The sequence below is a fragment of the Pseudobutyrivibrio sp. C4 genome (assembly GCF_900111635.1).
Classification (GTDB): Bacteria; Bacillota; Clostridia; order Lachnospirales; family Lachnospiraceae; genus Pseudobutyrivibrio; species Pseudobutyrivibrio ruminis.
The window spans coordinates 82136-106355 of sequence record NZ_FOHF01000002.1 but is presented as its reverse complement, the minus strand read 5'-3'; the positions used below and the strand labels follow the sequence as shown (position 1 = coordinate 106355).

23 protein-coding genes are annotated in these 24220 nt (G+C 38.4%); 4 read left to right on the top strand and 19 right to left on the bottom strand.

The window, feature by feature from the left end:
* Positions 1 to 153 precede the first annotated feature (153 nt).
* Entirely contained in the window at positions 154 to 513 is a 360-nt protein-coding gene (locus tag BMY66_RS04270; protein WP_090394246.1) for a CidA/LrgA family protein, read from the top strand.
* Positions 513 to 1205, top strand: coding sequence for an LrgB family protein (locus BMY66_RS04265; RefSeq protein ID WP_090394245.1), 693 nt, complete (start codon positions 513 to 515; stop codon positions 1203 to 1205). The genes BMY66_RS04270 and BMY66_RS04265 overlap by 1 nt, the downstream gene beginning before the upstream one ends.
* Positions 1206 to 1309: 104 nt before the next feature.
* Here the strand turns inward: BMY66_RS04265 and BMY66_RS04260 are convergent, their stop codons facing one another.
* From BMY66_RS04260 to BMY66_RS04215, 10 genes are all read right to left on the bottom strand, one after another.
* A complete protein-coding gene (locus BMY66_RS04260; protein ID WP_090394244.1) occupies positions 1310 to 1960 on the bottom strand; it encodes a class I SAM-dependent methyltransferase in 651 nt (216 codons plus the stop codon).
* Between the two features lie 18 nt (positions 1961 to 1978).
* Positions 1979 to 3055: an acyltransferase family protein gene (locus BMY66_RS04255; protein WP_090394243.1), complete on the bottom strand. Its 1077-nt coding sequence runs from the start codon at positions 3053 to 3055 to the stop codon at positions 1979 to 1981.
* 25 nt (positions 3056 to 3080) lie between these two features.
* Positions 3081 to 3836, bottom strand: a complete 756-nt coding sequence (locus BMY66_RS04250; protein ID WP_177175579.1) for a GNAT family N-acetyltransferase — start codon at positions 3834 to 3836, stop codon at positions 3081 to 3083.
* A gap of 224 nt (positions 3837 to 4060) precedes the next feature.
* Positions 4061 to 5137 (bottom strand): ORF6N domain-containing protein, encoded by a 1077-nt coding sequence (locus BMY66_RS04245; RefSeq protein ID WP_090394241.1) that lies wholly within the window; start codon positions 5135 to 5137, stop codon positions 4061 to 4063.
* A gap of 56 nt (positions 5138 to 5193) precedes the next feature.
* Positions 5194 to 5550, bottom strand: coding sequence for a helix-turn-helix domain-containing protein (locus BMY66_RS04240; RefSeq protein WP_090394240.1), 357 nt, complete (start codon positions 5548 to 5550; stop codon positions 5194 to 5196).
* A gap of 723 nt (positions 5551 to 6273) precedes the next feature.
* Complete coding sequence (locus tag BMY66_RS04235) at positions 6274 to 6645, bottom strand: hypothetical protein (RefSeq protein ID WP_090394239.1); 372 nt, start codon at positions 6643 to 6645, stop codon at positions 6274 to 6276.
* A gap of 43 nt (positions 6646 to 6688) precedes the next feature.
* Positions 6689 to 7567, bottom strand: coding sequence for an N-acetylmuramoyl-L-alanine amidase family protein (locus BMY66_RS04230; RefSeq protein WP_090394238.1), 879 nt, complete (start codon positions 7565 to 7567; stop codon positions 6689 to 6691).
* Between the two features lie 23 nt (positions 7568 to 7590).
* On the bottom strand, positions 7591 to 8793 hold the full coding sequence (locus tag BMY66_RS04225; RefSeq protein WP_090394237.1) for a YARHG domain-containing protein: 1203 nt from the start codon (positions 8791 to 8793) through the stop codon (positions 7591 to 7593).
* A gap of 19 nt (positions 8794 to 8812) precedes the next feature.
* A complete protein-coding gene (locus BMY66_RS04220; RefSeq protein ID WP_143064499.1) occupies positions 8813 to 11146 on the bottom strand; it encodes a zinc ribbon domain-containing protein in 2334 nt (777 codons plus the stop codon).
* Between the two features lie 165 nt (positions 11147 to 11311).
* The gene (locus tag BMY66_RS04215) at positions 11312 to 11908 is read right to left on the bottom strand and encodes a recombinase family protein (RefSeq protein ID WP_090394236.1); all 597 of its coding nucleotides are present in this window, start codon (positions 11906 to 11908) and stop codon (positions 11312 to 11314) included.
* Between the two features lie 146 nt (positions 11909 to 12054).
* Between BMY66_RS04215 and BMY66_RS04210 the strand changes: the two genes are divergently transcribed.
* A complete protein-coding gene (locus BMY66_RS04210; protein WP_090394235.1) occupies positions 12055 to 12213 on the top strand; it encodes a type II toxin-antitoxin system antitoxin in 159 nt (52 codons plus the stop codon).
* Positions 12214 to 12533: 320 nt separating this feature from the next.
* Here the strand turns inward: BMY66_RS04210 and rlmD are convergent, their stop codons facing one another.
* The 6 genes from rlmD to asnS all read right to left on the bottom strand — a co-directional run bounded on the left by rlmD (position 12534) and on the right by asnS (position 20030).
* Positions 12534 to 13928, bottom strand: a complete 1395-nt coding sequence (gene rlmD / locus BMY66_RS04200) for a 23S rRNA (uracil(1939)-C(5))-methyltransferase RlmD (protein WP_090394234.1) — start codon at positions 13926 to 13928, stop codon at positions 12534 to 12536.
* Positions 13925 to 16246, bottom strand: coding sequence for an ATP-dependent helicase (locus BMY66_RS04195; RefSeq protein WP_090394233.1), 2322 nt, complete (start codon positions 16244 to 16246; stop codon positions 13925 to 13927). Before BMY66_RS04195 ends, rlmD begins: the two co-directional genes overlap by 4 nt.
* A gap of 95 nt (positions 16247 to 16341) precedes the next feature.
* Entirely contained in the window at positions 16342 to 16968 is a 627-nt protein-coding gene (locus tag BMY66_RS04190) for a DUF1836 domain-containing protein (protein WP_074788633.1), read from the bottom strand.
* Positions 16969 to 17085: 117 nt separating this feature from the next.
* A complete protein-coding gene (locus tag BMY66_RS04185; protein WP_033153343.1) occupies positions 17086 to 17373 on the bottom strand; it encodes a YerC/YecD family TrpR-related protein in 288 nt (95 codons plus the stop codon).
* Between the two features lie 221 nt (positions 17374 to 17594).
* Positions 17595 to 18605 (bottom strand): aspartate--ammonia ligase, encoded by a 1011-nt coding sequence (gene asnA, locus BMY66_RS04180; RefSeq protein ID WP_044937027.1) that lies wholly within the window; start codon positions 18603 to 18605, stop codon positions 17595 to 17597.
* A 24-nt stretch (positions 18606 to 18629) separates the two neighbouring features.
* Positions 18630 to 20030: an asparagine--tRNA ligase gene (asnS, locus tag BMY66_RS04175; protein ID WP_033153339.1), complete on the bottom strand. Its 1401-nt coding sequence runs from the start codon at positions 20028 to 20030 to the stop codon at positions 18630 to 18632.
* 358 nt (positions 20031 to 20388) lie between these two features.
* On the opposite strand from asnS, the gene BMY66_RS04170 reads away from it, so the two are divergent.
* A complete protein-coding gene (locus BMY66_RS04170) occupies positions 20389 to 21612 on the top strand; it encodes a DUF4317 domain-containing protein (protein ID WP_090394232.1) in 1224 nt (407 codons plus the stop codon).
* Here BMY66_RS04170 and BMY66_RS04165 read toward each other — a convergent pair.
* Genes BMY66_RS04165 through rdgB form a run of 3 tightly spaced genes read right to left on the bottom strand, consistent with a single transcriptional unit; the run spans position 21609 to position 24211 of the window.
* On the bottom strand, positions 21609 to 23126 hold the full coding sequence (locus BMY66_RS04165; protein WP_090394231.1) for an ASKHA domain-containing protein: 1518 nt from the start codon (positions 23124 to 23126) through the stop codon (positions 21609 to 21611). The two genes, BMY66_RS04170 and BMY66_RS04165, sit on opposite strands and share 4 nt — an antisense overlap.
* Positions 23116 to 23619 (bottom strand): metallophosphoesterase family protein, encoded by a 504-nt coding sequence (locus BMY66_RS04160; RefSeq protein ID WP_044937016.1) that lies wholly within the window; start codon positions 23617 to 23619, stop codon positions 23116 to 23118. The genes BMY66_RS04165 and BMY66_RS04160 overlap by 11 nt, the downstream gene beginning before the upstream one ends.
* Positions 23600 to 24211 carry an RdgB/HAM1 family non-canonical purine NTP pyrophosphatase gene (gene rdgB, locus BMY66_RS04155; RefSeq protein WP_033153331.1) on the bottom strand — a complete coding sequence of 204 codons (612 nt, stop codon included), beginning with the start codon at positions 24209 to 24211 and terminating at the stop codon, positions 23600 to 23602. Before rdgB ends, BMY66_RS04160 begins: the two co-directional genes overlap by 20 nt.
* Between the last annotated feature and the right edge of the window lie 9 nt (positions 24212 to 24220).

Genomic DNA, 24220 nt, shown 5'->3' with positions numbered 1-24220 from the left:
ATATTCTTTTTTGATTCTACTATACAATTGTGTCTAAAGAATGGAGATTTCCGACTATTATGTTCTTTATGTGAATTAATATACACCCCCTTGTTTCTTTCAAAACATAGAGTATAATGTGTAAGAACTTTTAAGTTATATTGAGGTATACCAATGAAATATTTAAAACAATTCTTAATCATTCTTGCAGTTTCACTTCTTGGAGAGATTTGCAAAGCAGTTCTCCCACTTCCTATACCTGCAAGCATTTATGGCATGGTCTTTATGTTTATTTTTCTTCTCACAGGAATTCTCAAGCTTGACCAGGTTAAAGAATCTGGAAAATTCCTGATTGAAATTATGCCTGTAATGTTTATCCCAGCAGGAGTTGGTCTTATGTCATCTTGGAATGTACTTAAGCCTGTTCTCGTACCAGTTTCAGTAATTACTGTTATCACAATCTTTACAGTAATGGCTGCTACAGGATTAGTTTCACAGGGAATTATTCGTATGGGAAAGAAGGAGGAAGCATAATGACAGAATTTATGGCAACCAGTGCATACGCTGGAGTAACAATCAGCCTTGTTTCCTATGGTTTAGGTGCATGGTTAAAGAAGAAATTTGGATTTGGATTCTTTAATCCTCTTCTGATATCCATCATATTTACAATCATTTTCTTATGTACATGTGGCATCAACTACGAAACATACAATGAAGGAGCCAAGTATTTAAGCTGGCTTTTAACGCCTTCAACAGTATGCCTTGCTATTCCACTTTATGAGGAATTTGAGCTTCTCAAGAAGAATGCCAAGGCCGTAATTCTTGGTATAACAGCCGGTGTTCTTACTAGCCTTGCCACCGTATTTGTTTTAGCAAAGCTTATGGGACTTTCCCATGAAAACTACGTTACACTTCTTCCAAAGTCAATCACCACAGCTATCGGCATGGGTGTTTCAGAAGAGCTTGGCGGATACGTAACAATTACCGTTGCAGTAATTGTTATCACCGGAGTAATCGGAAATATTCTTGGTGAATTCATTTGCAAGATTTTCAGAATCCACGAGCCAATCTCTAAGGGATTAGCCCTCGGCACTGCAGCCCACGCAATCGGTACTGCAAAAGCTATGGAAATCGGTGAAATCGAAGGCGCTATGAGTTCTCTTTCAATCGCCGTTGCCGGCATCCTTACAGTTGTGTTTGCCACTGTATTTGCTGGATTAATTTAATACTTGAATCAAAAAAGCTTCCAAACTTTTCAAGTTCGGAAGCTGATTTTATACTATATTTAGTTCCTATATCCTATCGATTTTTGCCAAGGAGCCTTGATTTATTATTTTTTCTTCAGCACAGCAAGAGCGGCGTAATGACGCACTTCAAATTTTTCCGGTGCCTTCTCCATAAGCAATTCTTTATGCTCATTTTCCCATGCAAGCAATTCCTCATCAGAAAGTGAAGCACCTACACCACGACAAGCCTTCATCCTGCCGTGCCAGCTTTCTCTTGTAAAAGGAACCATAACATCGTATTCTTCATGATCTTCTAATTCAAAATAACGATAGGTCACATCCGGTATCCATATCGGATGTCTTGTCTCACCAGCTCCTGTCCATTCAGGATTATACTTCAATGCCAATTCTTCACTTGCACCTGCGATTGCATCCTCATAAGGCAACCAAGCCATGTATAAAATGAGAAGCCTGCCATTGGGCTTGAGCAACTTCGCCAAATAAGGTATTACTCTCTCATGGTCAAAATACCAGAAGCACTGACAGGCTGTAATAACATCAAAGCTTTCAACCGGAAAATTTAGGTTCTCTGTAGCTTCTGCTTGAAATCTAATATTCATACCAGCAGCTTTAGCCAACTGTTCAGCCTGCTCAATCTGTTCCGGTGAAATATCTCTGTACATCGCATAGTCTTTTGATGTTTTACCCCAATCAAAAGCTTTTCCGCCGTCTATCCTTTCGTCAATAATTTCCATTGTCTTTTTCTCCAAGAATCATTCTTTCTTCTCCTTTTTTATTCCCAGAACACACCACCTTATGAAAGGTATGCGGCTCATGATTTCATACAGAAAGTAGGAGCCTGCGAATGCTGCTATTGCAACCAACAGGTATACGATGACAGGGGCAAGGAACGGACATAACGTATGCAGATACCATCCACTGACCGCTATCATCAGATAATGGAATACGTAGAGGCCCCATGATTTTCGGCACATCCACTTTGAGAAAGCATTCGTGAAATTCCCCCATTTTTTCATGAAGGCAAGTATACCCAGAGTTCCAAACCATGCGTATACATTGCACATGATTGTATCCAGAACCACATGATCCGGATAAGACTGACCTATATATAAAATCACGAAAGCTATGCAGGATGCGAGGGCAAGGACGCTCAATAACAGCCAGTTTTTGCCAAGTCGATCCATCACGACCTCATGGGACAGTACAAAGTAGCCGATCAAAAAACCCAGTCCGTAGATACCGAATCTGTACACCACTATTATCGGTGTGTTAAGTATCTGCGCCGCTCCGAATACGGGTATGACAAGAAGTATAAGTATCAAAAGATTGGCTTTGTCGCAGACATTATAGAATCTGTCTTTTTCAATCCTTCTGATCAGTACCAGCATCAGGCTAAAGAGCCAAAGCATCTGTATGTACCACAGAGGGCCTGAGCCGCTGACTGCCATTATCAGGAAAAGGATTGGCCCCGGTACATTGCCCATGGAATCAAATGCACCGGAAATCAGCATATTGTAGTAACCAAGAACCCAGCCGAAAACCAGAAGACCGATTGTTGATGGCACAAGATATTTTCTCGTCCTTACTCTGATGAATTCCTTTTCTGTTCGTTTAGTTAGTTCATAGCGGGCTGACATGCCGGATACCACAAACAGAAGTAACATGAACCACGGATATACAATGTACTGATATGTATCCTGGGGCTGATGTTCACTGAAAGGTCCGATGATTCCATGCTGTACTACACCGTTGAATATGTAAATTACATGATAGATAACAACTAGCACTACTGTTATCCAACGAATATTATCCAAATACACCTTCCTCATATTTCTACCCCCTTTGCCAAATATATTACTTCTTTTGGATTACCGTATTTATTCCTATTGGTTTAAATCCGACGCTGAGAGCCGTTTTCTGTGAACCTGTATTCGTTTCCGCATGGGCCCATACAGGTCTTCTGCCCTGGAGTATGATTTCCTCACACATCTTGTATGCCAGATAGGAGGCCAGACCATGGTGTCTGTATGTTTCAGCAGTCTCAACACCAATATCCACTTCCTCCGGACTGACCGCACTTGAAAACGCCACCGCAGCAAAGCTGCCATCTTCCTTACTTCTTGCCATAAATCCAAATCCATTCCGCAAAAACACATCTCTGTCTTTCCATGAAAAAGATGGCGTGATCCTTCCCTGAATGACACCTATATTGTCTGCAGTTATGCGTTCAATAACAAAGCAGGCATCAAGTTTCGGTTGCTTTTCAAGGATTCCGCTATGAGTGTATTCAATCCTTTTATCAACTCGTAGCATGTCTATGCCTGAATAATAGTCGGAAACAAACTTCGAATCTGTAATTAGTAAAAATCTTCGCTCCGTATCAGACACCAAAAAACTTCGATATACTTCTTCAAGAACATCTGCGCACACATCCCCGGAGATATACGCAAAGCCGCAATAATGCCAAAACAGTACACAGCCTTTGCCATCAACATAAACATCTCCATCCTGAGTCCCGGTCGCAATTGATAAAGGATAAACCCGGTTAGCCGTACATTCGTTAGCACATTTAATATATTCTTTGTATCTGATTCTATCAACTTTATTCAACGAAATACACCTCTATATAATCTCGCTCATTTATTAACCTTCTCTATAAGTTGGGTGATGAACTCTCTGCGTTCCGCCTCATTCATTGGTTCATACATTTTATCGAAAAAGATTAGCGCTTTATAGATATTATCTCCGCAAACCTTTTCAGCAAGTATTGACCACTTCTTAGCTTTAGCCTCTACTAAAGCATTTTCTCCTCTTTCATAATTACCCCCGTATCACTACAATTTCAATTTGCCATTGCCTTTTAATATCTCTAAAAGATTTTTATACTTTTCTATATCTTGATCTTCAAGAATAGTCGTTATTCTTGCTCCTGAATCTTTAGATGATGATCCACAAAGATAAATCTTCATATTATCCGTTCCATAATCAAGAATAATGTATCTGTCATGAAATACTCCTCCAGATTCATACAATTCAATTTTTAGTTCCGAATACTGCTTTCTAAAATCTGTGTATTCAGTAGCTGATAGGCCCTTCATTAAATTATCACTATATATTTTAATTTCTACTCCATCTCTTGCGTGTGTTAGCAGTTGTAGCGTTTTTGTACTAATATAATTATCAACAACATAAATAGAACTACTCGCCTGTAAATATATTTCTGCGTATGCTACATCCGAATCAAAAATTTGACCATTAAAAAATAAGTATCCACGACACGCATTTGCTTCACTAAAATTCTCAAAGATTTCTGCTAGTTCAGATTTACGAACAACATCTGATAATTTCCCCATAACTGATGCCATATTATCTTCAACTTGATTTAGGCTTTTCTTTATTTCTGCTATACTTTGAGTCGTATTTGTCACTTGCATAGATAACTGTAGCATCTGTCTGTTAGATGGAAGCATTTCATTAGAAACAATGTAATCTTTCATCTTTTTAAACGTTCTTACCAACGCTCTACTTTGCTTAATCGCGAGTTCCCCTCTTAATACCGTCATAAGCATATATATGCCTTGTTCAGTAAATGCATGTGGATTATATTTAATATTTTTACCTCTTCCATTTTCTTCATCTTTCAAGGTGAAATTTTTGCACCTTGAAAGTTCTTCCACTTCCTCGTCAGTCAGTTCAAACATAAAGTCTTCGCCCAAAAATTTTTTAATATTGTTCTTCACTTGTCTATTGAGGTTTTTTGTTTCATAGCCATATATTTCAGCCAAATCAAAATCAAGCATAACCTTTTGATTTCTGACAATATATGTGCGTTCACGAATTGTTTCTTCTGAAATTATAAAAATATTATTCGATAAATCTGGGAGCAAATCTTCCTTCTTTTTTCCAGCCATATTCTTTTTAAAATCTTGAGGTCGAAATTTTCGACCTCAAGTTCCTTTCTTTATTTCTATATATCTTCCAACTCCTCAAGTTGCTTCAGTGCTTTTACATAAGCCTTCAATCTTTTCTTTTGATCCTTCTTAAGGCTATTCCTATCAATAAAAAGCTCCTCATCCTGTTTTCTAGCCACATAATCAACCGTAGGCTCTATATAGTTTTCATCTATATCCTTTCCAGTAAGAAGCTGTTCTGGTGTTACATCAAGGGCTTTACAGATATCCATTATCTTATCAGCGGATGGAGTATGCCCTTTTCTCTTCCAATCACTGATTGTGCTAGGTGCTATCCCCGCAGCTTTGCCAAATGCATTCTGACTTAACCCACGCTCTTTTATAAGAAAAAATATTCTTTCAGTTATTGTCATAATATCCATCCGCCTTTCCGAATTATCTGATTCCGTTAATGCGAATATATTATCATTAAAACAAAACGTATTCAATATCAAACAAATCTTTTTCTTTACGTTTCTCTAACATAAGCTTGATACACCTTTTCATGTCCTGCATTAGGAATATCTCCTCTAAATAAAGCATTTTGCCTCTGCAGAAAATATTTTAGTAAGGAATGGCCTATATAGATAAAGTCACTGTAGTTAAATGGAGTAATATGCTAAATTTAAATCTATCGAAGCTCACACCTACCGAAGTAAATGAGTTAATGAGAATTGTTAAGAAGTCCTGCAAGCATCCGATATTCAAGAACCCGCCTAAATGGGCGAGGCAAAAGGCACTGATATAACTTCAAAATTAAGCACCTTCACATGGAAGGTGCTTAATTCTTATCAGCATTATTAGACATATTGATTTCGATTATCCAAATTATCTAATTACCAAGATAATACCTACTATAATTGCAATAATAAAAAGAAGAAAACTAATGAGGCCCCACGGTGTTCTTTCCATAATCGGTTCTTCACTACCTTGTTTTTTCGTTTGACGCCACAACATACATTCCTAAATTCTACCTTTACAAGATTCAAATAATTTCTCCATAATTCGTAAAGCATGAACTACTCCTTTAATATATTTCAATTCTTAGCAAAACTTTCTCTAAGATTTATCTAGACGGGGATATTCATATACTATTACTATCTTCTTTTGTATGTTCCGCCTAAATCTTTATATTGCAATTTTTCAAGATTAGTCGCTATCGATTTATCTCTTTTCGCCAATTTAACTTTAACTGTATCTTCACCCTTAAATGTACAAATAAGTTTCCAATGATCACTTATCTCATAACTATATGTTCCATCGTCATTCTGCTTATAGTCGTCATACGTATAACTAGTATTAGCGTCTTCATAAAAGACAATATATGAATCGTATACCTCTACTGAAGGATAATCTACATCACTATGTAATCGATATGTTCCAGTGGAGGCAACATCACCCGTACCACACGCAACCAAGAAACAAATAACCATCATCATAATAATCAATAGTTTAATCTTTTTCATCATTTTTATACCCCTCCTACTTCAACTGTGAACCAAATGTCCAATGTTAGTTGGCTTCCCCCAAAAAATAATCCTCTATACCGTCTGCTATCCCTACCACTATTTTATTCTGATATTCTTTTGTCGATAACAAAGAATCTTCATTTGGATTGGTCATATAACCAACTTCCACAATCGTTACTGGAACTCTCGACCAATTAATACCACTCATAGTATCTGTTTCCCATACATACTCTTTATTACATCCAGTAGAATTTACAAGCCCGTTTAAAACACAATCCGACAAGACTCTGCTTCTCTCATATAAATCACCGTTATATGGATTGTTTGGACTCATACAAATCGTCATTGCACCATTAACCGAAGAATCCCCCGAGCCATTAGCATGAATTCGAAGAAAAACATCTGCATTTGCTTCATTCGCTATTTGGGCTCTTTCAGAATTACTTATGCTCACATCATTTTCATCACGACATAAAATAATTTGATAACCCCTTTTTTCCAATTCAGCTTTTAACTGTATAGATACTATTAAGTTAAACTCGTATTCTTTTAACCCACTTACAACACCTACAGTACCGCTTGATACTTTAGCTTTAGTTTCTTTAGCACCTGGACCTATCGGTTCTTGAGAACTATCTGCTTTCATCTGGTGTCCAGGGTCTATCACAATCACTCTAGGCACTTTACTAGTCACATCATCTATCACTTCTTCGACTTCATTATTTATGTCATATAATTCCTGTTCTTGGTTAGAGTGCACCGATTCTAATGCTGAGTCAGTTGAGTTTTCAATTGTCTGTTCTTGCACTCCATTGGTTGCATCTACAGAAGTTCTATCCAAAGTCCTTTTTGTACAACCACATAACAAAAGGCTCCATATAATTAAGAATACAAAAATATTTTTTTCACGCTTTAGTCTCATGAATGTTAACCCGTGAACTCGTTCTAATACCTATCCTTCAAAAAATCTATATTATCTATTTCAACTTGAGATAATTCAGCATAGATTCCATTCATATCGTCAGAAAGTGGCGAATACCATGATTTAGAGTTAAAGAAACCACTCAAATCTTCTGAAGTAAAAATATAACCATGTCTAGCATATATTTCATTTACAACCATATTCTCGTATGTTCTATCACCAGGCTTACCAACTCCATTATTCTCTAAGTATATTAACCACTCATTCCAATTAGAATCATCCATTCTTATTGAAGTTGCCCATTCACATATATATTCAGTATCATATCCACTTGACTCTACACTTGACTCAGTGTCCTTTTTAAATTTACAGTAATCTTGACCTCCTTTAGAATCATTCCAAACTATATAATCGCCATCCTTAACAAGTGTGCCTTCACCGTCTGAATATGTATCATACTCCCGTACAGATCCATCATCAGAGTATTCTTCACTTGCATATCGCCCATTTTCATAGCACAATCCATTCAATTCTGGACTATAATAAGCCATAAAGCTCCAATGTGAATTATCCCAGGCACTGCTTCCCCAATTAATATCAATTAGATAATAGCCATCACCACTATATGAACTCTCCATATATGCTCTTTGACTATACTCATCATGAAATGTTCCAATAAAAAAATCCTGTTTTTCAGCAATATACGGTTTACCATTTTCATCAGCTAAAATATTATGCCACGATTTTCCAGAAATCCACTCATCATATTGTCCTTCGAAGTATTTTGCTTCCTCTTCAGTAGAACTAAACTCTGGCGGATCAGAAATACTACATATCAGTGTTACAAAAGCATCATATTGCTCACTCTTTAATTCATTTGCTTCTACTACACCATTATTAGCTTCGCCATTTTCTGAATCAGTACTTTCACCAGTTTCTTCAACTGAATCTGTCACATCATCAGCAGTTTCTGTTGTTCCTGTAGGTACCAAAATAATAACTATAAGAAAAAGAGCAACGAGCGCACCGATTGCGATTAACGCTATTTTCAAACCCTTATATTTTGGTTTTTCGACAACGTTTATATGCTTACTTCTCCTATTTTCCTTTGGAGTATCATCTTTTCCACTTTGTTCAATTGCGTCAGTTTTTACTTCTTCTCTTTTACTTCCACAGTTAGGACAAAATATTCCTTCATACTCGAAACCACATTTAGAACATTTCATTTACACTCACCTCCGTTCGTTAATGGTATTGATTTGGTGCACCACAAAATGTACAAAAATTAACATCTTTTGGTATTTTACGACCACACGAAGTACAAAATACTGTTTGCTCAGTTGCAAGCTCATCAAATTGATGCTCTATTTCTTCAGAAATTGTTACTTCGTTAAATACACCATCATTATTTCCTAATAACACATCAGCCATAACATCTACAATTATCAATGCATCCTCTGGCATCTTCATTTTCACTTGTGACTCAGACGATAACGCAAAAATAATATTTTTTCCATTCAATGAAATACCTGTTATTTCATTTAGATCAACTGTTTTTCTTCCAATATCAATTAGATAATTACAGTTGTAAAAAGTAGCCTCTGTAAGAACATACCCATTAATTTTTTCTGCAGATTCCTTATTGTCATATATTGCAAGAGGAAAATACGTAGTTCCTTCTTGGCTAATCTTTTCCATGCTTTTAGCTTTTTCCGCTAACTGTAGAAATTCAGGCTCACCATAAACATAAAGATTATTAACCTTATTCTTAAGCAAAGCTGCTACCATTTTTCTTCCAATCTCATATTGTTTTGTCTTTTCATGGTTTTCCAAATAAGAATGTCTAGCTTTTAGGTCATTTATTCTTGATAAAATATTTTCATTCTTAAAATTACATCCTATCAAAAGATTTAAAGTTTCCTGTAATTGTCCAGATTCAAAAACGCCATAGCCAATATTCTCTTTATATACTTTTGTATATACTTTCTTTTCTTTACGATATAAGTCGGCATCTGGCATATTGTTAAATGAAATACCATCTACTGTCAGTGATGAAACTCTCAAACCATTCCATACAGAAACATACTCTTTCACCCCTGCACAATTTTCTTGTGAAAAATAATCTTGTAAATCCCACTCTGCCGAAGACTTCCAGATATGATACTTTTCACATGTATTAAATATAATCTCAAATACTTCAGTAAGATTCTCTTCATTTTGACCAATCAATACATCAGGTTGAGAAGCATCTCCTTTGTTTTTAAGATTTAACTCCAATTCTTTTGAAATAAGTAGTTTTAGAAAATCAATCTGTAATCTTTGTAACGTACTATATCCATTTTTTTTGTATTCATCATCATCTGTGAATGTACAGTATAAATCCTTGGTCAAAAAATCCATTTCTTGTCCAAACTTAATACAATCATTTATTCTATTCTCATCCACTCCTCCACTGAAAAAGCCTAAAGCAGTATTTAATGCCCCTGAATCAAGCCAAGCCACATATGTTTGCGGTTGAATCATTTTTGCTATTTTTTTTGCCTCTTCAAAAGGGATATTTAATTCGCCACAATCATTTAATAACTGAAATATAACTTCCGGGTTAAATGGATCTTTTTTCAGTACTTCAAATAATAGGTTATACTTTTGTTCCTTATCTGAAACACGTTGCAAATTTCCTAAAATAGCTTTAGCTTCTTTTCTATTCTCTCCTAATACTAAATCAGATGAAATACCAGTTTCTTTGTCCAAAATAGTGTAATAAACACAACTTAAAACATATAATGAATTGTTTAATTCATTAATAACAAGATTTTTATTAGAACTATTATTTATAGCCTCTACTCTTCTTTGCACGTCAGCTTTATCAGCGGAGTCAGTGAAAGAATCACCTATTCCACGCATAGCTCCCGTCGCCATATTTAAAGCACCGGCTGTAACTGCACCTTTTATTGCGCCTTTTAAACCAAATCCTCCACCTTGCCACTGCGACCTACTATTACGTTCATATGCTCTTTGCTGTGCCAATTTTTTCGCATAATTATCAACATCATCTATTTGATTCATTATTGCATCAACAGCATCTGTCCTTTCAAAAATCAAATAATTGGAAGCCTGGTCTTTAATAGCTGCACCGCTATAACTAAATACTTTATGCTCCACAAGTTTTTCTATTATATATTCAATCTCTGTATCAATAGCTTTTTGGGCAGCATTAATTGAATTAGAGATAAAACTATCAAAACTTTTACAAGAATTAACACCCTTGGCATATTCTGAAACCAAGTACTGGCGACGCATATCAAGATTGTTTTTTTCTTCGCAGAAAAAAAGCACTTCTTGCCCAAACACTATATCTTGTTTTCCAAGTTTAAAACCCAAGCCTTGTTGAATCTCTGTATGCTGTGATTTTTCTTGTTTTTTCTCATTATCATCTGAAGATACAGCTTTCACTTCTTGATTTTCTTCACTAGTATTTGAATCCTCAACAAAGAATTCAGATGGGCATCCACAATTAGGACACGCAGAAACTCTTGATGAAACATTTTTTCCACAATCAGGACATACCATCAGTGCCATTTGAATACCTCCAATTTTATACAAACATATATAATTCTTGTTTCAAAAATCAGACTTTTTGAAACTCCGAGTATAGAATGTGACTAAGGAGAATAAGTGCGGCTTATTCTCCTTTTTTATTTGTTTCTTATTGTCTACCTGATGAAACAATATTTCAGCATTATTTCACATTTCAACTTCCTTGCATCTTCTATAGAACGTTGAATGAGACATACCTGCTATTTCCGCAGCTTTTCGACTATTTATTATTCCATTTTTCCAAGCAGTATAAGCTTCTTCAAAGTTAGGCGTTACTCCTAACCTTGGACGACCAAACATAACACCTCTAGCCATAGCAGCTTCGATGCCTTCACTTTGGCGTTGTCGTATAAAATCACGTTCAGTTTCAGCAACATATGCCAATAATTGAAGCACCAAATCTACAATTAATTTTCCCGTAAGTCCATCCTGCTCTGAAGCTGTATTAAGTAATGGCATATCTAGTATTTCAATGTTAGTTTGCTTTTCTTTTGTAATTACACGCCATTGTTCAAGTATTTCATCGTAATTTCTACCTAGCCTATCAATACTTTTTACAACTAACAAATCTTCATTTTTCAGCTTCTTAAGCAATCTTTGATATTCTGGTCTGTCAAAGTCCTTTCCAGATTGCCTATCAACGTAAATATTTCGAGATAGAATTCCTCTATTCTCCATCGCATCAAATTGTCTAGCTGGATTTTGATCCTTACTAGAAATCCTTATGTAACCATATTCAGCCATGTAATCGCCTCCTTTATCGCTTTTTTCAAACTTTAAAGCAGGCAATAAGAAACATATATTTTATGTACTTAAAATAAGTACATTTTAATCATATCAGCAATTTGTGAACTTAAAATGTACTTATAAAATAATTGAGGGATAAATATATGACTAAAGAAAAAGATAAACATCTAGGTTTGCGCATAGATACAGAAACACATGATAAATTGAAAGAACTTGCTGAGTACGAAGGCAGATCAATAAACGGAGAAGTCCTTTATCTCATCCGCCAAGCTATAAAGAAATATGAGAATGACAACAAATAAAAAACAAAGCACAAGAAACTTTAAATAGTCTCTTGTGCTTATTTTTATATCATCTGAAAGTACTTCAACGCCTCTTCAATAACTTTCCACTTCTCTTCTGGGCAGCCCGGCTGCCTGCTATTCAAAGCCTTAGCTTTATTGTAATTTTCGCGTTCTATAATTCCATGTTTTTGTTTTACTTGAGCGATATTCAAGTAAGTAACATGTAATCTATACTTTTCCTGCACCCATTCTTGAATCTGCTTATAAGTAGCCTTCGTTTCAGCACTTGTAAGATCAAGCTATTCCATATCGACCTTTACGTTGATAAGAAGTTTGGCTTAATGAAGTTTGGACAATAAACATACAGTCTCCACATGATAAGTTCCAGGGAACATATCTACACATGCAAGACGTGTTACTTTGTAGCCGCGGGCCAAGAATACCTCAAGGTCACGGGCAAGGCTTGTAGGCTTGCAAGAGATGTAGACTAGTGAATCTACACCATAGTCTATGATTTTATCGAGAGCCTTTGGATGGATACCATCACGAGGTGGATCCAGGATGATGTAGTCAGGCTTTTCTGTGATGTCATCAAGAACCTTCAGTACATCACCTGCTATGAAATCACAGTTTTCAAGGCCATTGAGCTTGGCGTTTTCCTTTGCTGCCTCAACTGCCTCTGCAATGATTTCTACACCAGTTACATGCTTTGCTGCAGGTGCGATAACCTGAGCAATGGTGCCTGTACCTGAATAAAGATCATAAACCTCTGCTCCATCAGCGCCTGTAGATATAAAATCACGAGCTGTGCTGTAAAGCACCTCTGCTCCCAGTGAATTTGTCTGGAAGAATGAAAATGGTGTGATGGTAAATGAAAGTCCAAGTAACTCCTCCTTGAACCAGCTCTGGCCATAAAGGATTTCCGTGCCTTCATCTGCAACTACATCTGCTTCTCTATCATTCTTTGTGTGAAGGATTCCAGCGATTTTGCCGTCCCACTCAGTGCAACTTACAAGAGCGTCCTTCCAGCCTGCTAAAAGGGCAATCTCGTAGAGAGATGATATCTGTGTGCTAGTAACTAAGTCTATGAGAATTTCGCCTGTTTTGGCTGCCTTACGGACAAGCAAATGGCGAAGATATCCCTCATGAGTATTCTTGCGATAATATGGCTGTCCTGCCTTTGTAAAATAATCCAAAGTCATTGTAAGGACGCGACGCATATCTGCATCGATAATCTGACATCCATCTACTGTGACAACATCGTAAAAGCTGCCCTTTTTGTGCATACCAAGAGTAAGTGGGCCATCCTTTACCTCGTCTCCAAATGAGAACTCCATTTTGTTGCGGTATTCAAACTGCTTTGGGCTGGATTTGATGCCTTCGTATGTGGATGTCCAAACATCCTCGCCAATAACTGGTGCCATCAAATCGTGAATCATACCCTCTTTAATTGAAAGCTGATTTTCATATGAAAGTGACTGATAGGTACAGCCGCCACACTTGCCAAAGTGAACACATGCTGGTGTGTCCATTTCAAGTGGTGATGGTGCATCCACTGAAAGAAGATTTCCCTGTGCCTTTTCCTTTGAAGATTTCTTTACACGAACTGACACAGTCTGACCAGGCAACACGCCCTTTACTCTGAGCTTGTCACCTTCCGCAGTCTCCATTATTCCTTTGTTTGGAAAAGATACTTTTACAACCTTTCCCTGTACTATTTCTCCACGTTTCATACTTTCTTTAATTTTGCAAAGGATGCAAACATTTTCTTGATGCCTACGCCATCGAAGTCGACTGTAACCTCGTAGTCACGGCCTTCATCAATGATATCCTTTACTGTACCTTCCTTAAATTTGATATGGCTTACTCTATCGCCAATGCCATAATCCAATGTTGTCTTTTCGATTTTAGTGCCATTTTTATTGGCAACAGCTGTGGTAGAGCTTCCTACCGTATATACGTTAGAACTGTATGTATTTCTAACTGATTCGTTTCTAGAACCATAGCTTGTAGCTATAGTAGGGCCCTTGCCTGTAGGACGCTGATATACTGAGTACTCACCGATTGGAGTGCTAGAGTAGTCATCCATTGGCTTTGGCTCCCACAGATTGCCCTTAACAAGTTCATCAGGAATTTCCTTAACGAATCTGGAAATCTTATGGAACTGGGTCTCACCACGAATCATACGCATGCGAGCGCTTGTCATTGTAAGATGCTCCTTAGCACGTGTGATACCTACGTATGCCAAACGACGCTCTTCCTCAAGCTCAGAATCAGCTCCACCACCGTCAAATATAGCTGCCTGCCCTGGGAATAAACCATCCTCCATGCCAGCCATATATACGTATGGGAACTCCAATCCCTTTGCTCCATGAAGAGTCATAAGTACAACGTAGTTGTCACTCTCCTCGTAGCTATCTATATCTGCAACAAGAGCAACATCCTCCAAGAATCCAGAAAGTGAAGGCTCCTCGCCATCATCCCTGGCATCCTTTTCGTAGGCAACCGCCTTTGTAAGTAACTCGTCGATATTTTCAATACGAGCCTTTGCCTCGTCTGTGCCCTCTGCCTTAAGCTCTGCAACATAGTCTGTCTGATCAAGGATTTCCTCAACTAATGCTGATACTGATTCCTCAACAGCGATTCTTTTAAGCTTTTCAATAAGGTCTGTGAAGCCCTTTATTTTGCTGGCAGCCTTTCCAATAGATGGAATATCGTTTGCATGTAAAAGTGCTTCGTAGAAATTCAAACCATGCTCCCTAGCATAATCTGAAACCTTTGTGATAGTGGTAGCTCCAATTCCTCGTTTTGGAATATTGATAATACGCTGAACTGCAATATCGTCATTACCATTATCTACTGTCTTTAAGTAGGCAAGAACATCCTTGATTTCCTTACGGCTGTAGAAGTTTACACCACCAACGATTTTGTATGGGATGCCCTCGTAAATCATTTTTTCTTCTATAAGACGTGACTGGGCATTGGTACGATAAAGCACGGCACAATCACGATAATCAGCCTCACCTCTGCGTACAACTGAGCCAATATTGCTAGCGATGTAGCTGGCTTCCTCGTATGCACTGTCAAACTGCTGGAACTGGATTTTGTCTCCATCCTCAGCCTCTGTCCAAAGAGCCTTTTCCTTTCGGCCTTCATTGTTAGCAATGACGGCATTGGCAGCGTTTAGAATATTTCCAGTGCTTCGATAGTTTTGCTCAAGCTTGATAACATGAGCATTTGGGAAGTGCTGCTCAAAGTTCAAAATATTGTAAATATCTGCGCCACGGAACTTGTAGATAGACTGGTCGTCATCACCAACTACACAAAGATTCTGCTGGCCGCCAATAAGAAGACGGACCAACTCGAACTGAGCTGCATTGGTATCCTGATACTCGTCCACCATGATGTATTTGAATTTGTCATTATAATATGCACGAACATCCCCATCCAAACGGAGAAGCTCTACAGTCTTCATGATAAGATCGTCGAAATCGAATGCATTGTTTTGACGAAGACGAGCCTGATACTCACGATAAACTGTGGCCTGACGGGACATATTGAAATCTCCCATGGCACGGTTAGTGAATTCCTCTGGACTGATGAGCTTGTTTTTAGCATCGGAAATGACATTTAAAAATGTGCGTTCCTTAAACTGCTTTGTATCAATCTGAAGATACTTGCAAACTTCCTTCATCAAAGTCTTGCAATCGTCTGTATCGTAAATTGTGAAATTGCTAGTGTATCCCTGCCCAAGATTCTCACAGAAACGGCGGAGGATACGAACACAGCTAGCATGGAAAGTGGCCACCCACACACCGTCTGAACCGAAGCCAACGATATTATCAATACGCTCCCTCATCTCCCTGGCAGCTTTATTTGTAAATGTGATAGCCATGATGTTGTATGGCATCACACCCTGCTCTATTAAATAAGCAACGCGGTGTGTAAGCACTCTTGTCTTGCCTGAACCAGCGCCAGCCAAAATAAGAACGGGACCATTGATAGTCTCAACGCCCTCACGCTGCTTGTCGTTTAACATACTTAAATCCATAACATAAAATATCCTTTATTGCATGATATATTTCGAAAATTTGTTCTGATTTATTCTATCACATCAGAACTATTCTAGCTATAAAATCCCAAAGATTACATTGGATTTTCTTGAGAACTTTCTTCCTTTGTCTGTGGCTTGTCCTCTCTTTGAGCCAAGTACTGCTCTATCATCATCTTCTTGACAAACACATCGAAAGCAAGCTCACAAATGAAAGTGAACTCCTGTAATTCTGCGCGAGATTCTTCGTCCTGATCAGCAAAGGCTTGTTTACTGATGTTGTATTTGCGGATAATATCCTTTGTAACATCAGATGCAACCTTGCTTTCGTAGCCTACCATAGCTGAATAAATATCGTAGAAACCAAGCCCTTCCTTTGAGCCAAAATAGCGAGTGTTGATAGGGTCAAGGATATTCTTAATCTCTTTCATAGATAGAAAGTTTTTAAGATAATAAATGAAAATCAGATTCAGCATGTGATCCCTTGAATACTTCTTTTTCTCAGGGGAAGGCAAAATCTGATTCTTGGTATAGTTGTTAATCATGGTTTTAGTCATAGCTTTGTCTTCTGTTGCCTCGCGAACAGTACCAAGCTCCTGATCCAGGAAAGTAAGCACCTGATCCATGTATAAATCTATATTAGGTATATCCTCTGGATGAACATAATCGATTTCTGCCAGCTGATGTAATATTTCGTTAAGTCTTTTTCTAGAATTGTCCATTTCCAATACTCCTATATTTTTCATCACATAGTTTCAAAAACTACATAATATAATACCATAATTGCAACACAAAAAAAATGAGCTAGGAATAAATCCTAGCTCATCTAATAAATAACTCTACTGACCAATTCTTTTAAGTACTAAATCATATCCGTCATTACCATAATTAAGCGCACGATTAACACGGCTGATAGTTGCAGAACTAGCACCCGTTTCGTCAGCGATATCCTGATATGTTCTTTCCTCTCTGAGCATCTTAGCAACTTCGAAGCGCTGCTTCATTGCTACCATCTCATTTACAGTACATAAATCTTCAAAAAATTCGTATGCTTCTTCAACTGTCTCTAGGCTAAGTATAGCACGAAGAAGCTCATCCATTTCTGCTGTTTCAAGTTTTTTATTCATTTTTATAACTACTCCTGTAAAATCCCCGCCTATAAAACTAAAATTATTACACTATTACTGTAGCACACTAAAGTCTTAAAGTAAAGGGTTACATAAAAAATATTATTTTCGCAAAAAATCGGCCCCCATTACCTGAGAGCCGAAGTATATTCTACGATATTTTTTTGTACTTGTAAAGGATTTTGTTTGCCACGGAAAGACATTCTTGAGAAAATTTCCGTCTACAGAATAACAACACCCTTGTCACTAGCATATTTTACGTCCTCTTCAGGCCAGAATGAACACTGTACCTCGCCGATGTGACACTTGCGTAAGAAGAACATACAGATACGGCTCTGGCCGATACCACCACCGATTGTATATGGAAGCTTCTTCTCTAAAATTGCCTTCTGGAATGGAAGACTTGCTCTGTCTGTGCAACCAGACTTTTCAAGCTGACTCTTAAGACTATCTTCATCTACTCTGATACCCATTGATGAAAGCTCAAGTGAAATGTCATCAACTGGATAGTAAACGATGATATCTCCGTTAAGCTGCCAATCATCGTAATCAGGAGCACGACCGTCGTGCTTCTCCCCAGACTTAAGTAAATCGCCAATCTTCATAAGGAAGATTGCACCGTATTCCTTGGCTGCTTCGTACTCACGCTGGCTAGGAGTAAGATTTGGCCATCTATCCTCTAGCTCCTGAGTAGTGATAAAATGAATCTCCTCAGGCAAGATGCACTGAACATAATCATAAGAATTAGCAATGTATTTCTCAGTCACACGAAGAGCTGCATATACGCTCTTAACATATTTCTTAAGAGTCTCTTCAGTACGAGCAGATTTCTCTATGATGCACTCCCAATCCCACTGGTCTACATAAATAGAGTGAATGTTGTCAGTATCTTCATCCCTGCGGATAGCATTCATATCAGTGTAAAGGCCTTCACCGACATTAAAGCCGTATCTACCAAGTGCCATTCTCTTCCATTTAGCAAGTGAATGAACAACTTCAACTTCTTTGTCTCCCTGCTCCTTTACGCCGAAAGCAACTGGGCGCTCCACGCCATTAAGATTATCGTTAAGTCCTGACTCAGGCTCAACAAAAAGTGGAGCCGTTACACGATGTAAATTAAGCTCTGCTGTAAGCTGTGCCTGGAAAAAATCCTTCACTTTCTTAATAGCTATCTGTGTCTCTTTGAGGTCCAACGCTGACGCATAACCCTCAGGAATGTAAATCTTGCTCATATTCTCCTCCTAGTCTAGTGAAAATTAAAGGTCACAATTACCTACGGTACGTGGGAATGGAATAACGTCGCGGATGTTACCCATGCCTGTGAGATACATTACGCAGCGCTCGAAGCCGAGTCCGAATCCGGCGTGGCGAGAGCTACCGTATTTACGAAGGTCAAGGTAGAACTGGTAATCTTCTTCCTTGAGGCCACATTCCTGCATTCTCTTAAGGAGTACATCATAGTCGTCCTCACGCTGAGAACCACCGATGATTTCTCCGATACCTGGAACGAGGCAATCCATAGCTGCAACTGTCTTGCCATCTTCGTTGAGCTTCATATAGAAAGCCTTGATTTCCTTTGGATAATCTGTAACGAATACTGGCTTGCCAAAAATCTTTTCTGTGAGGTATCTCTCGTGCTCTGTCTGTAAGTCACAGCCCCAAGATACCTTGTAATCGAATTCATCGTTGTGCTTCTCAAGCTCTGCAACTGCATCTGTGTATGTGATGCGGCCGAAATCAGAATTAGCAACATGATGAAGTCTATCAAGAAGTCCCTTGTCGATGAAGTTGTTGAAGAACTCCATCTCCTCTGGAGCATGCTCAAGAACGTAGTTGATAACGTACTTTAACATATCCTCTGCAAGAATCATGTCATCCTCAAGATCTGCAAATGAAATCTCTGGCTCAATCATCCAGAACTCTGCTGCATGACGAGTTGTGTTTGAGTTCTCTGCACGGAATGTAGGTCCAAATGTGTATATGTTCTTGAATGCCTGAGCATATGTCTCACCATTTAACTGACCTGAAACTGTAAGGTTTGTAGCGTGGCCAAAGAAATCCTGTGAGAAATCCACCTTGCCATCCTCTGTCTTAGGGATGTTGTTAAGGTCCATTGTTGTAACCTGGAACATCTCACCAGCGCCCTCGCAGTCAGAACCTGTGATAAGTGGTGTGTGTACATATACGAAATCACGCTCCTGGAAGAACTTGTGAATAGCATATGCGCAAAGAGAACGAACTCTGAATACAGCCTGGAATGTGTTTGTACGTGGACGAAGATGTGTCTGTGTACGAAGGTATTCCATTGTGTGTCTCTTTGGCTGAATTGGATAATCTGGTGTAGACTTTCCTTCGATATCAACCTTTGTTGCCTGAATCTCAAATGGCTGCTTTGCCTCTGGTGTAACAACTACAGTACCTGTTACGTATACTGCTGCACCAACATTTAAATGACAAACCTCATCAAAGTTGTCGATTTTGTCCTGATTAAATACAACCTGTACTGGGTTGAAGAATGTACCATCAGCAAGTACTAAGAAACCGAATGTCTTTGAGTCACGCATGTTGCGTACCCATCCAGCTACTGTTACTTCCTTGCCATCGTAGTCTTTAAAATTTCTTGAAAGTGTTCTTACGTCTGTTGTTTTAACGCTCATATTCTTTCTCCTTAAAACTTAATACTTTTTGGCATTAAATAAGCCCCATCAAACTTGCGCTTGATGAGGCTGTCTAATTCTTACTTATTGAAACAATCTTCAAATCTCATCAACACAATAAAATTAAATCCCCTGATTATTATTCACGGAATTATTATTGTTATTATTATTGTTGTTGATTACAAATGAACGTGACATAATTGTTCCCCTTTATTGTGTTAAAGTATAGTTATTTGACAATTCAATGTCAACCCCTATATGGCAAAAGGTACTTCAAATCAAAAACGTCAAGTCTTGCTATCTAATTTTTTGAAACATATAATAGAGTCGTTACATTAAAGACAGGAGTTAGAGTTAAATGAATAAAAAAGAAGTAAATGAAATAAAGCGCCGTTTTAAGAAGGACGCATGTAACTTCGATAAAATGGTTGGTTGCTATGTAGATGCAAACAAAGAAATTGTTCTTACCTTCAAGGAGACATTCCTTAATCTTGAGGATGAGGAGTTTCATAAGTACCTTGAAATTGCCAACAAAGCAATGTCTGGTACAATCGGAAACAATCTTTTAGAGCTTCCATTTGATCCAGAATCAGAAATCGAAGGAAGCGGTCACGATTTACTTATGAGACTTCGTGAATCACGTCTTCAGGATGAGAAGCTTCTCATTGAATACTACAATCGCATCATTGAATCATACGATTTTGTTGGAAACTTCTTAATCCTTTTATATCACGACACATACGATATTCCTGTAAAGACATCAGACGATTTAAAGCTTGATGAATCAGAGGAAGTTTATGACTATATCATCTGCGCTATCTGTCCTGTTCAGCTTTCTAAGCCAGGCCTTGGATATCGTGAGCAGGAAAACCGCATCGGTGCAAGAGACCGTGACTGGGTTGTTGGTCCTGTTGATACAGCATTTACATTCCCTTGCTTTACAGAGCGTACTACTGACTTACATGCATGCTTAGCATACACAAAGAACACAAAGGAGCCTCATGTAGAGTTCTGGGAAAACTGCATCGGCTGCGGCACCAAAAAGACTTCTACTCAGAAGAAAAACGCATTCGACAATATGCTTAACCAGGTTCTCGGAGAGGAAACAGAAGATACAATCGAGACAAAGCTTGATATTCAGCAGAATCTTTCTGATTTCATCACTGTTGAAACAGAACGTCTCGGCCCTGAAGAACCAATCATTCTTGAGGCACAGGACGTTGCAAACATCCTTACAGATTCTGGTCTTTCAGATATGAAGGTTGAAAAGGTTCAGGCTAATTTCGAGAACTATTTTGAGGAGGCTCTTCCACTTGCAGAAGAAATCCTTGATGAAAAAGCTCTTAAGAATAACGAGCTTCGTGTAGAAAAAAATGTTCTTAAGGAAAGAGTTGTAGATCTTACAAAGCAGCTTAAAGAAGTTAGCGGCGTAACAGCAGATGGTAAAGAAGCTGATATCGTTGTTAAGGTTTCAGAAACAAAGGCTGCTGATGTTACAACAGCCTATGTAGATGGCAAAAAATGTCTTTGCGTACCTATTGATCCTGAAGACCTTTTAATGCTCAATGGCGAACAGCTTTAATTAAGCATTAGATTTTCTAAAAAAAGTTTTTCGAATCCAGGGTTGTCATTTAAAATGACCACCTTGGATTTTTCTTTTATCTCGTTAAGAATATCTTCATCCCCGTTAAGGATATATTCTATTCCACCAAGCAATGCAGTATTTCCCACAGATTCATATTTGGATGCCAATTCCCTTGGAATCAATCCAATATCTGCAGCCGACCATACACTCGCAGATGCACCAAGGCCTCCTGCCACATATAAATGGTCGATATCCTCCATGGTCAAACCAGACTCCTGCACTAAAAGCTGAATAGCTGAATGAACTGCTGATTTTGCAAGCAGTACTTGCTGAATATCCTCTCCAGTAATTGACACACCATCAGCCACAGGATATCCGCTTTCGCAGTACTCATCCAAAAGTAATCCACCATCATCTATTATCTTATTTCTGTGGAGTTCGTGCACAAGGTCGATAATACCGCTACCGCAGATTCCTATAGGCTGCTCTCCGCCTATGGTTGTGTATGTGCATTTACCTTTATTGATGCTCAGATGATTGATGGCACCACGAACAGATGCCACACCACAGCTAAGTGATGCGCCTTCAAGAGCAGGGCCTGCCGATGCAGATGAACACCAATAGTTTTCTCCATCAAATAATACAAGCTCAGCATTTGTTCCCAAATCTACAAGGAGGAATTTATCCTGTGCTTTATTATTCTTCTTTGCTTGCATTGCCAAATAAAACAATCCTGAAACAATATCTCCACCAACGAAGGCACTTATCGACGGCATAAAGAAAATATTGCGACCTTTTTCCACAAAACTAACACTATCAAGTGTGTATGGAATAAATGGATACTGGGCCAGACCATCAACAGTGTATCCCAGCAGCAAATGTGTCATGACAGTATTTCCGCAGAAAACAACCTTGTGCATAAGGAAATCTTCGCCAAGGATTTTGTTTCCTAAATCAGTTAAATCCTTGCGAATGCAATTCTTTAAATCCTCTCCATGACCTTCCATGGCCGCCTTTACTCTGCTCATAACATCAGCACCAAATTTAGCCTGAGAATTAGTACAGTTACGCTGACGCAGAATCTTACCTGTGGATAAATCAATGATAGCTGTAGCAAGAGTAGTTGTGCCTACATCCACTGCAATACCAATATTGTTCTTATCAATAGCTTCATCTTCTGCAACTTCGTCTGCAAGAACTGATGTAATTTCACCTGCCAATGATGCTGGGACCTGAATTTTGCAGTCCTTTGTGATAACGCACTTACAGCCAACTCTCCAGCCGGCTCTCATATCCGAAAAATCTAGAGCCTTTTCATCTGCAGAGGTCATCTGTGGTGCGCCATAAAGAAATTGAATGTTACAACTCAGACATTTGCCTATTCCACCGCATGGGCGATAAAAGCTCAGTCCAAGCTGCTCCATTGCGTCTACGAACTTGATAGGTTCGTCTGACATCAAGATATGCTCTTTTTGTGGAGTTTCTCCATCAATGATAATCTTAATTTCCATGTGTTCTATCGTATTCCTCTAATGAATGTAAGTTCATAGTAAACTCACCATCATTATCCACCATAATTGTCATATAAGTGTGTTCACGACTATTTTGTCTTGGGAATGCAATACTGCCAGGATTTGCTATAATCAAATCCTCGTAATGGTCGATTGTTGGTACATGGGTATGGCCATAAAGGACAACATCACAGCCCTTATTTCTGGCAGCTTCGGCTATTCTTTCGTAACCATAATTTACACCGTAATAATGTCCATGAGTAAGCATAATTACATGCTTTCCTACCTCAAGAACAACTTCGTTTGGGAGATTTGTCCCCCAATCACAATTTCCACAGACACATTCTGCTGGAGCTTCCGACATCATCCAAAGATTGTCCTCAACCCCCTGTCCATCACCCAGGTGATAAATTCTGTCTGGATTTTCTATATGAATGGCATCACGAAGATTTTCCGATCTGCCATGTGTATCACTAACAACTAATATTTTCATGCTTATAAATAACTTCCTTTATCATTCTAAGAGCCTGGCCCCTGTGGCTTATAGCATTTTTATCCTCTGGTGAAAGGCTTGCTGTACTAACATCCTTGTCCCAAAGATAAAAAATTGGATCGTAACCAAAGCCGTTTGTGCCCATTGGCTCCCAACCGATATAGCCCTCGATTGTGCCACGAACAACTGCATCCTCTCCATCAGGGAAAACTGCTGAAACTGCACACACGAATCTAGCGCTTCTATCCTGTTTTTCAACTCCATCTAGGCGCTCTATAAGATTTGCATTCTTAATATCGTAAGATGTATCCTCGCCCATATATCTGGCAGAATAAATACCTGGCTCCTTGTTAAGCGCATCGATTTCCAGACCGCTATCATCAGCAAGCACAATTGCATCCTTTGCTACTGCTGCAATTGCTCTGGATTTGATTAATGAGTTCTCCTCAAATGTGGCACCATCCTCCACGATATCAATATCAATGCCAGCTTCTTTCATTGAAAGAATCTCGAAATCCTCCTCTCCAAGAATCTCGCGAATCTCTCGCATTTTGTTGGCATTGCCAGTTGCAAAAATCACTTTTCTTTTCACTACAATTAT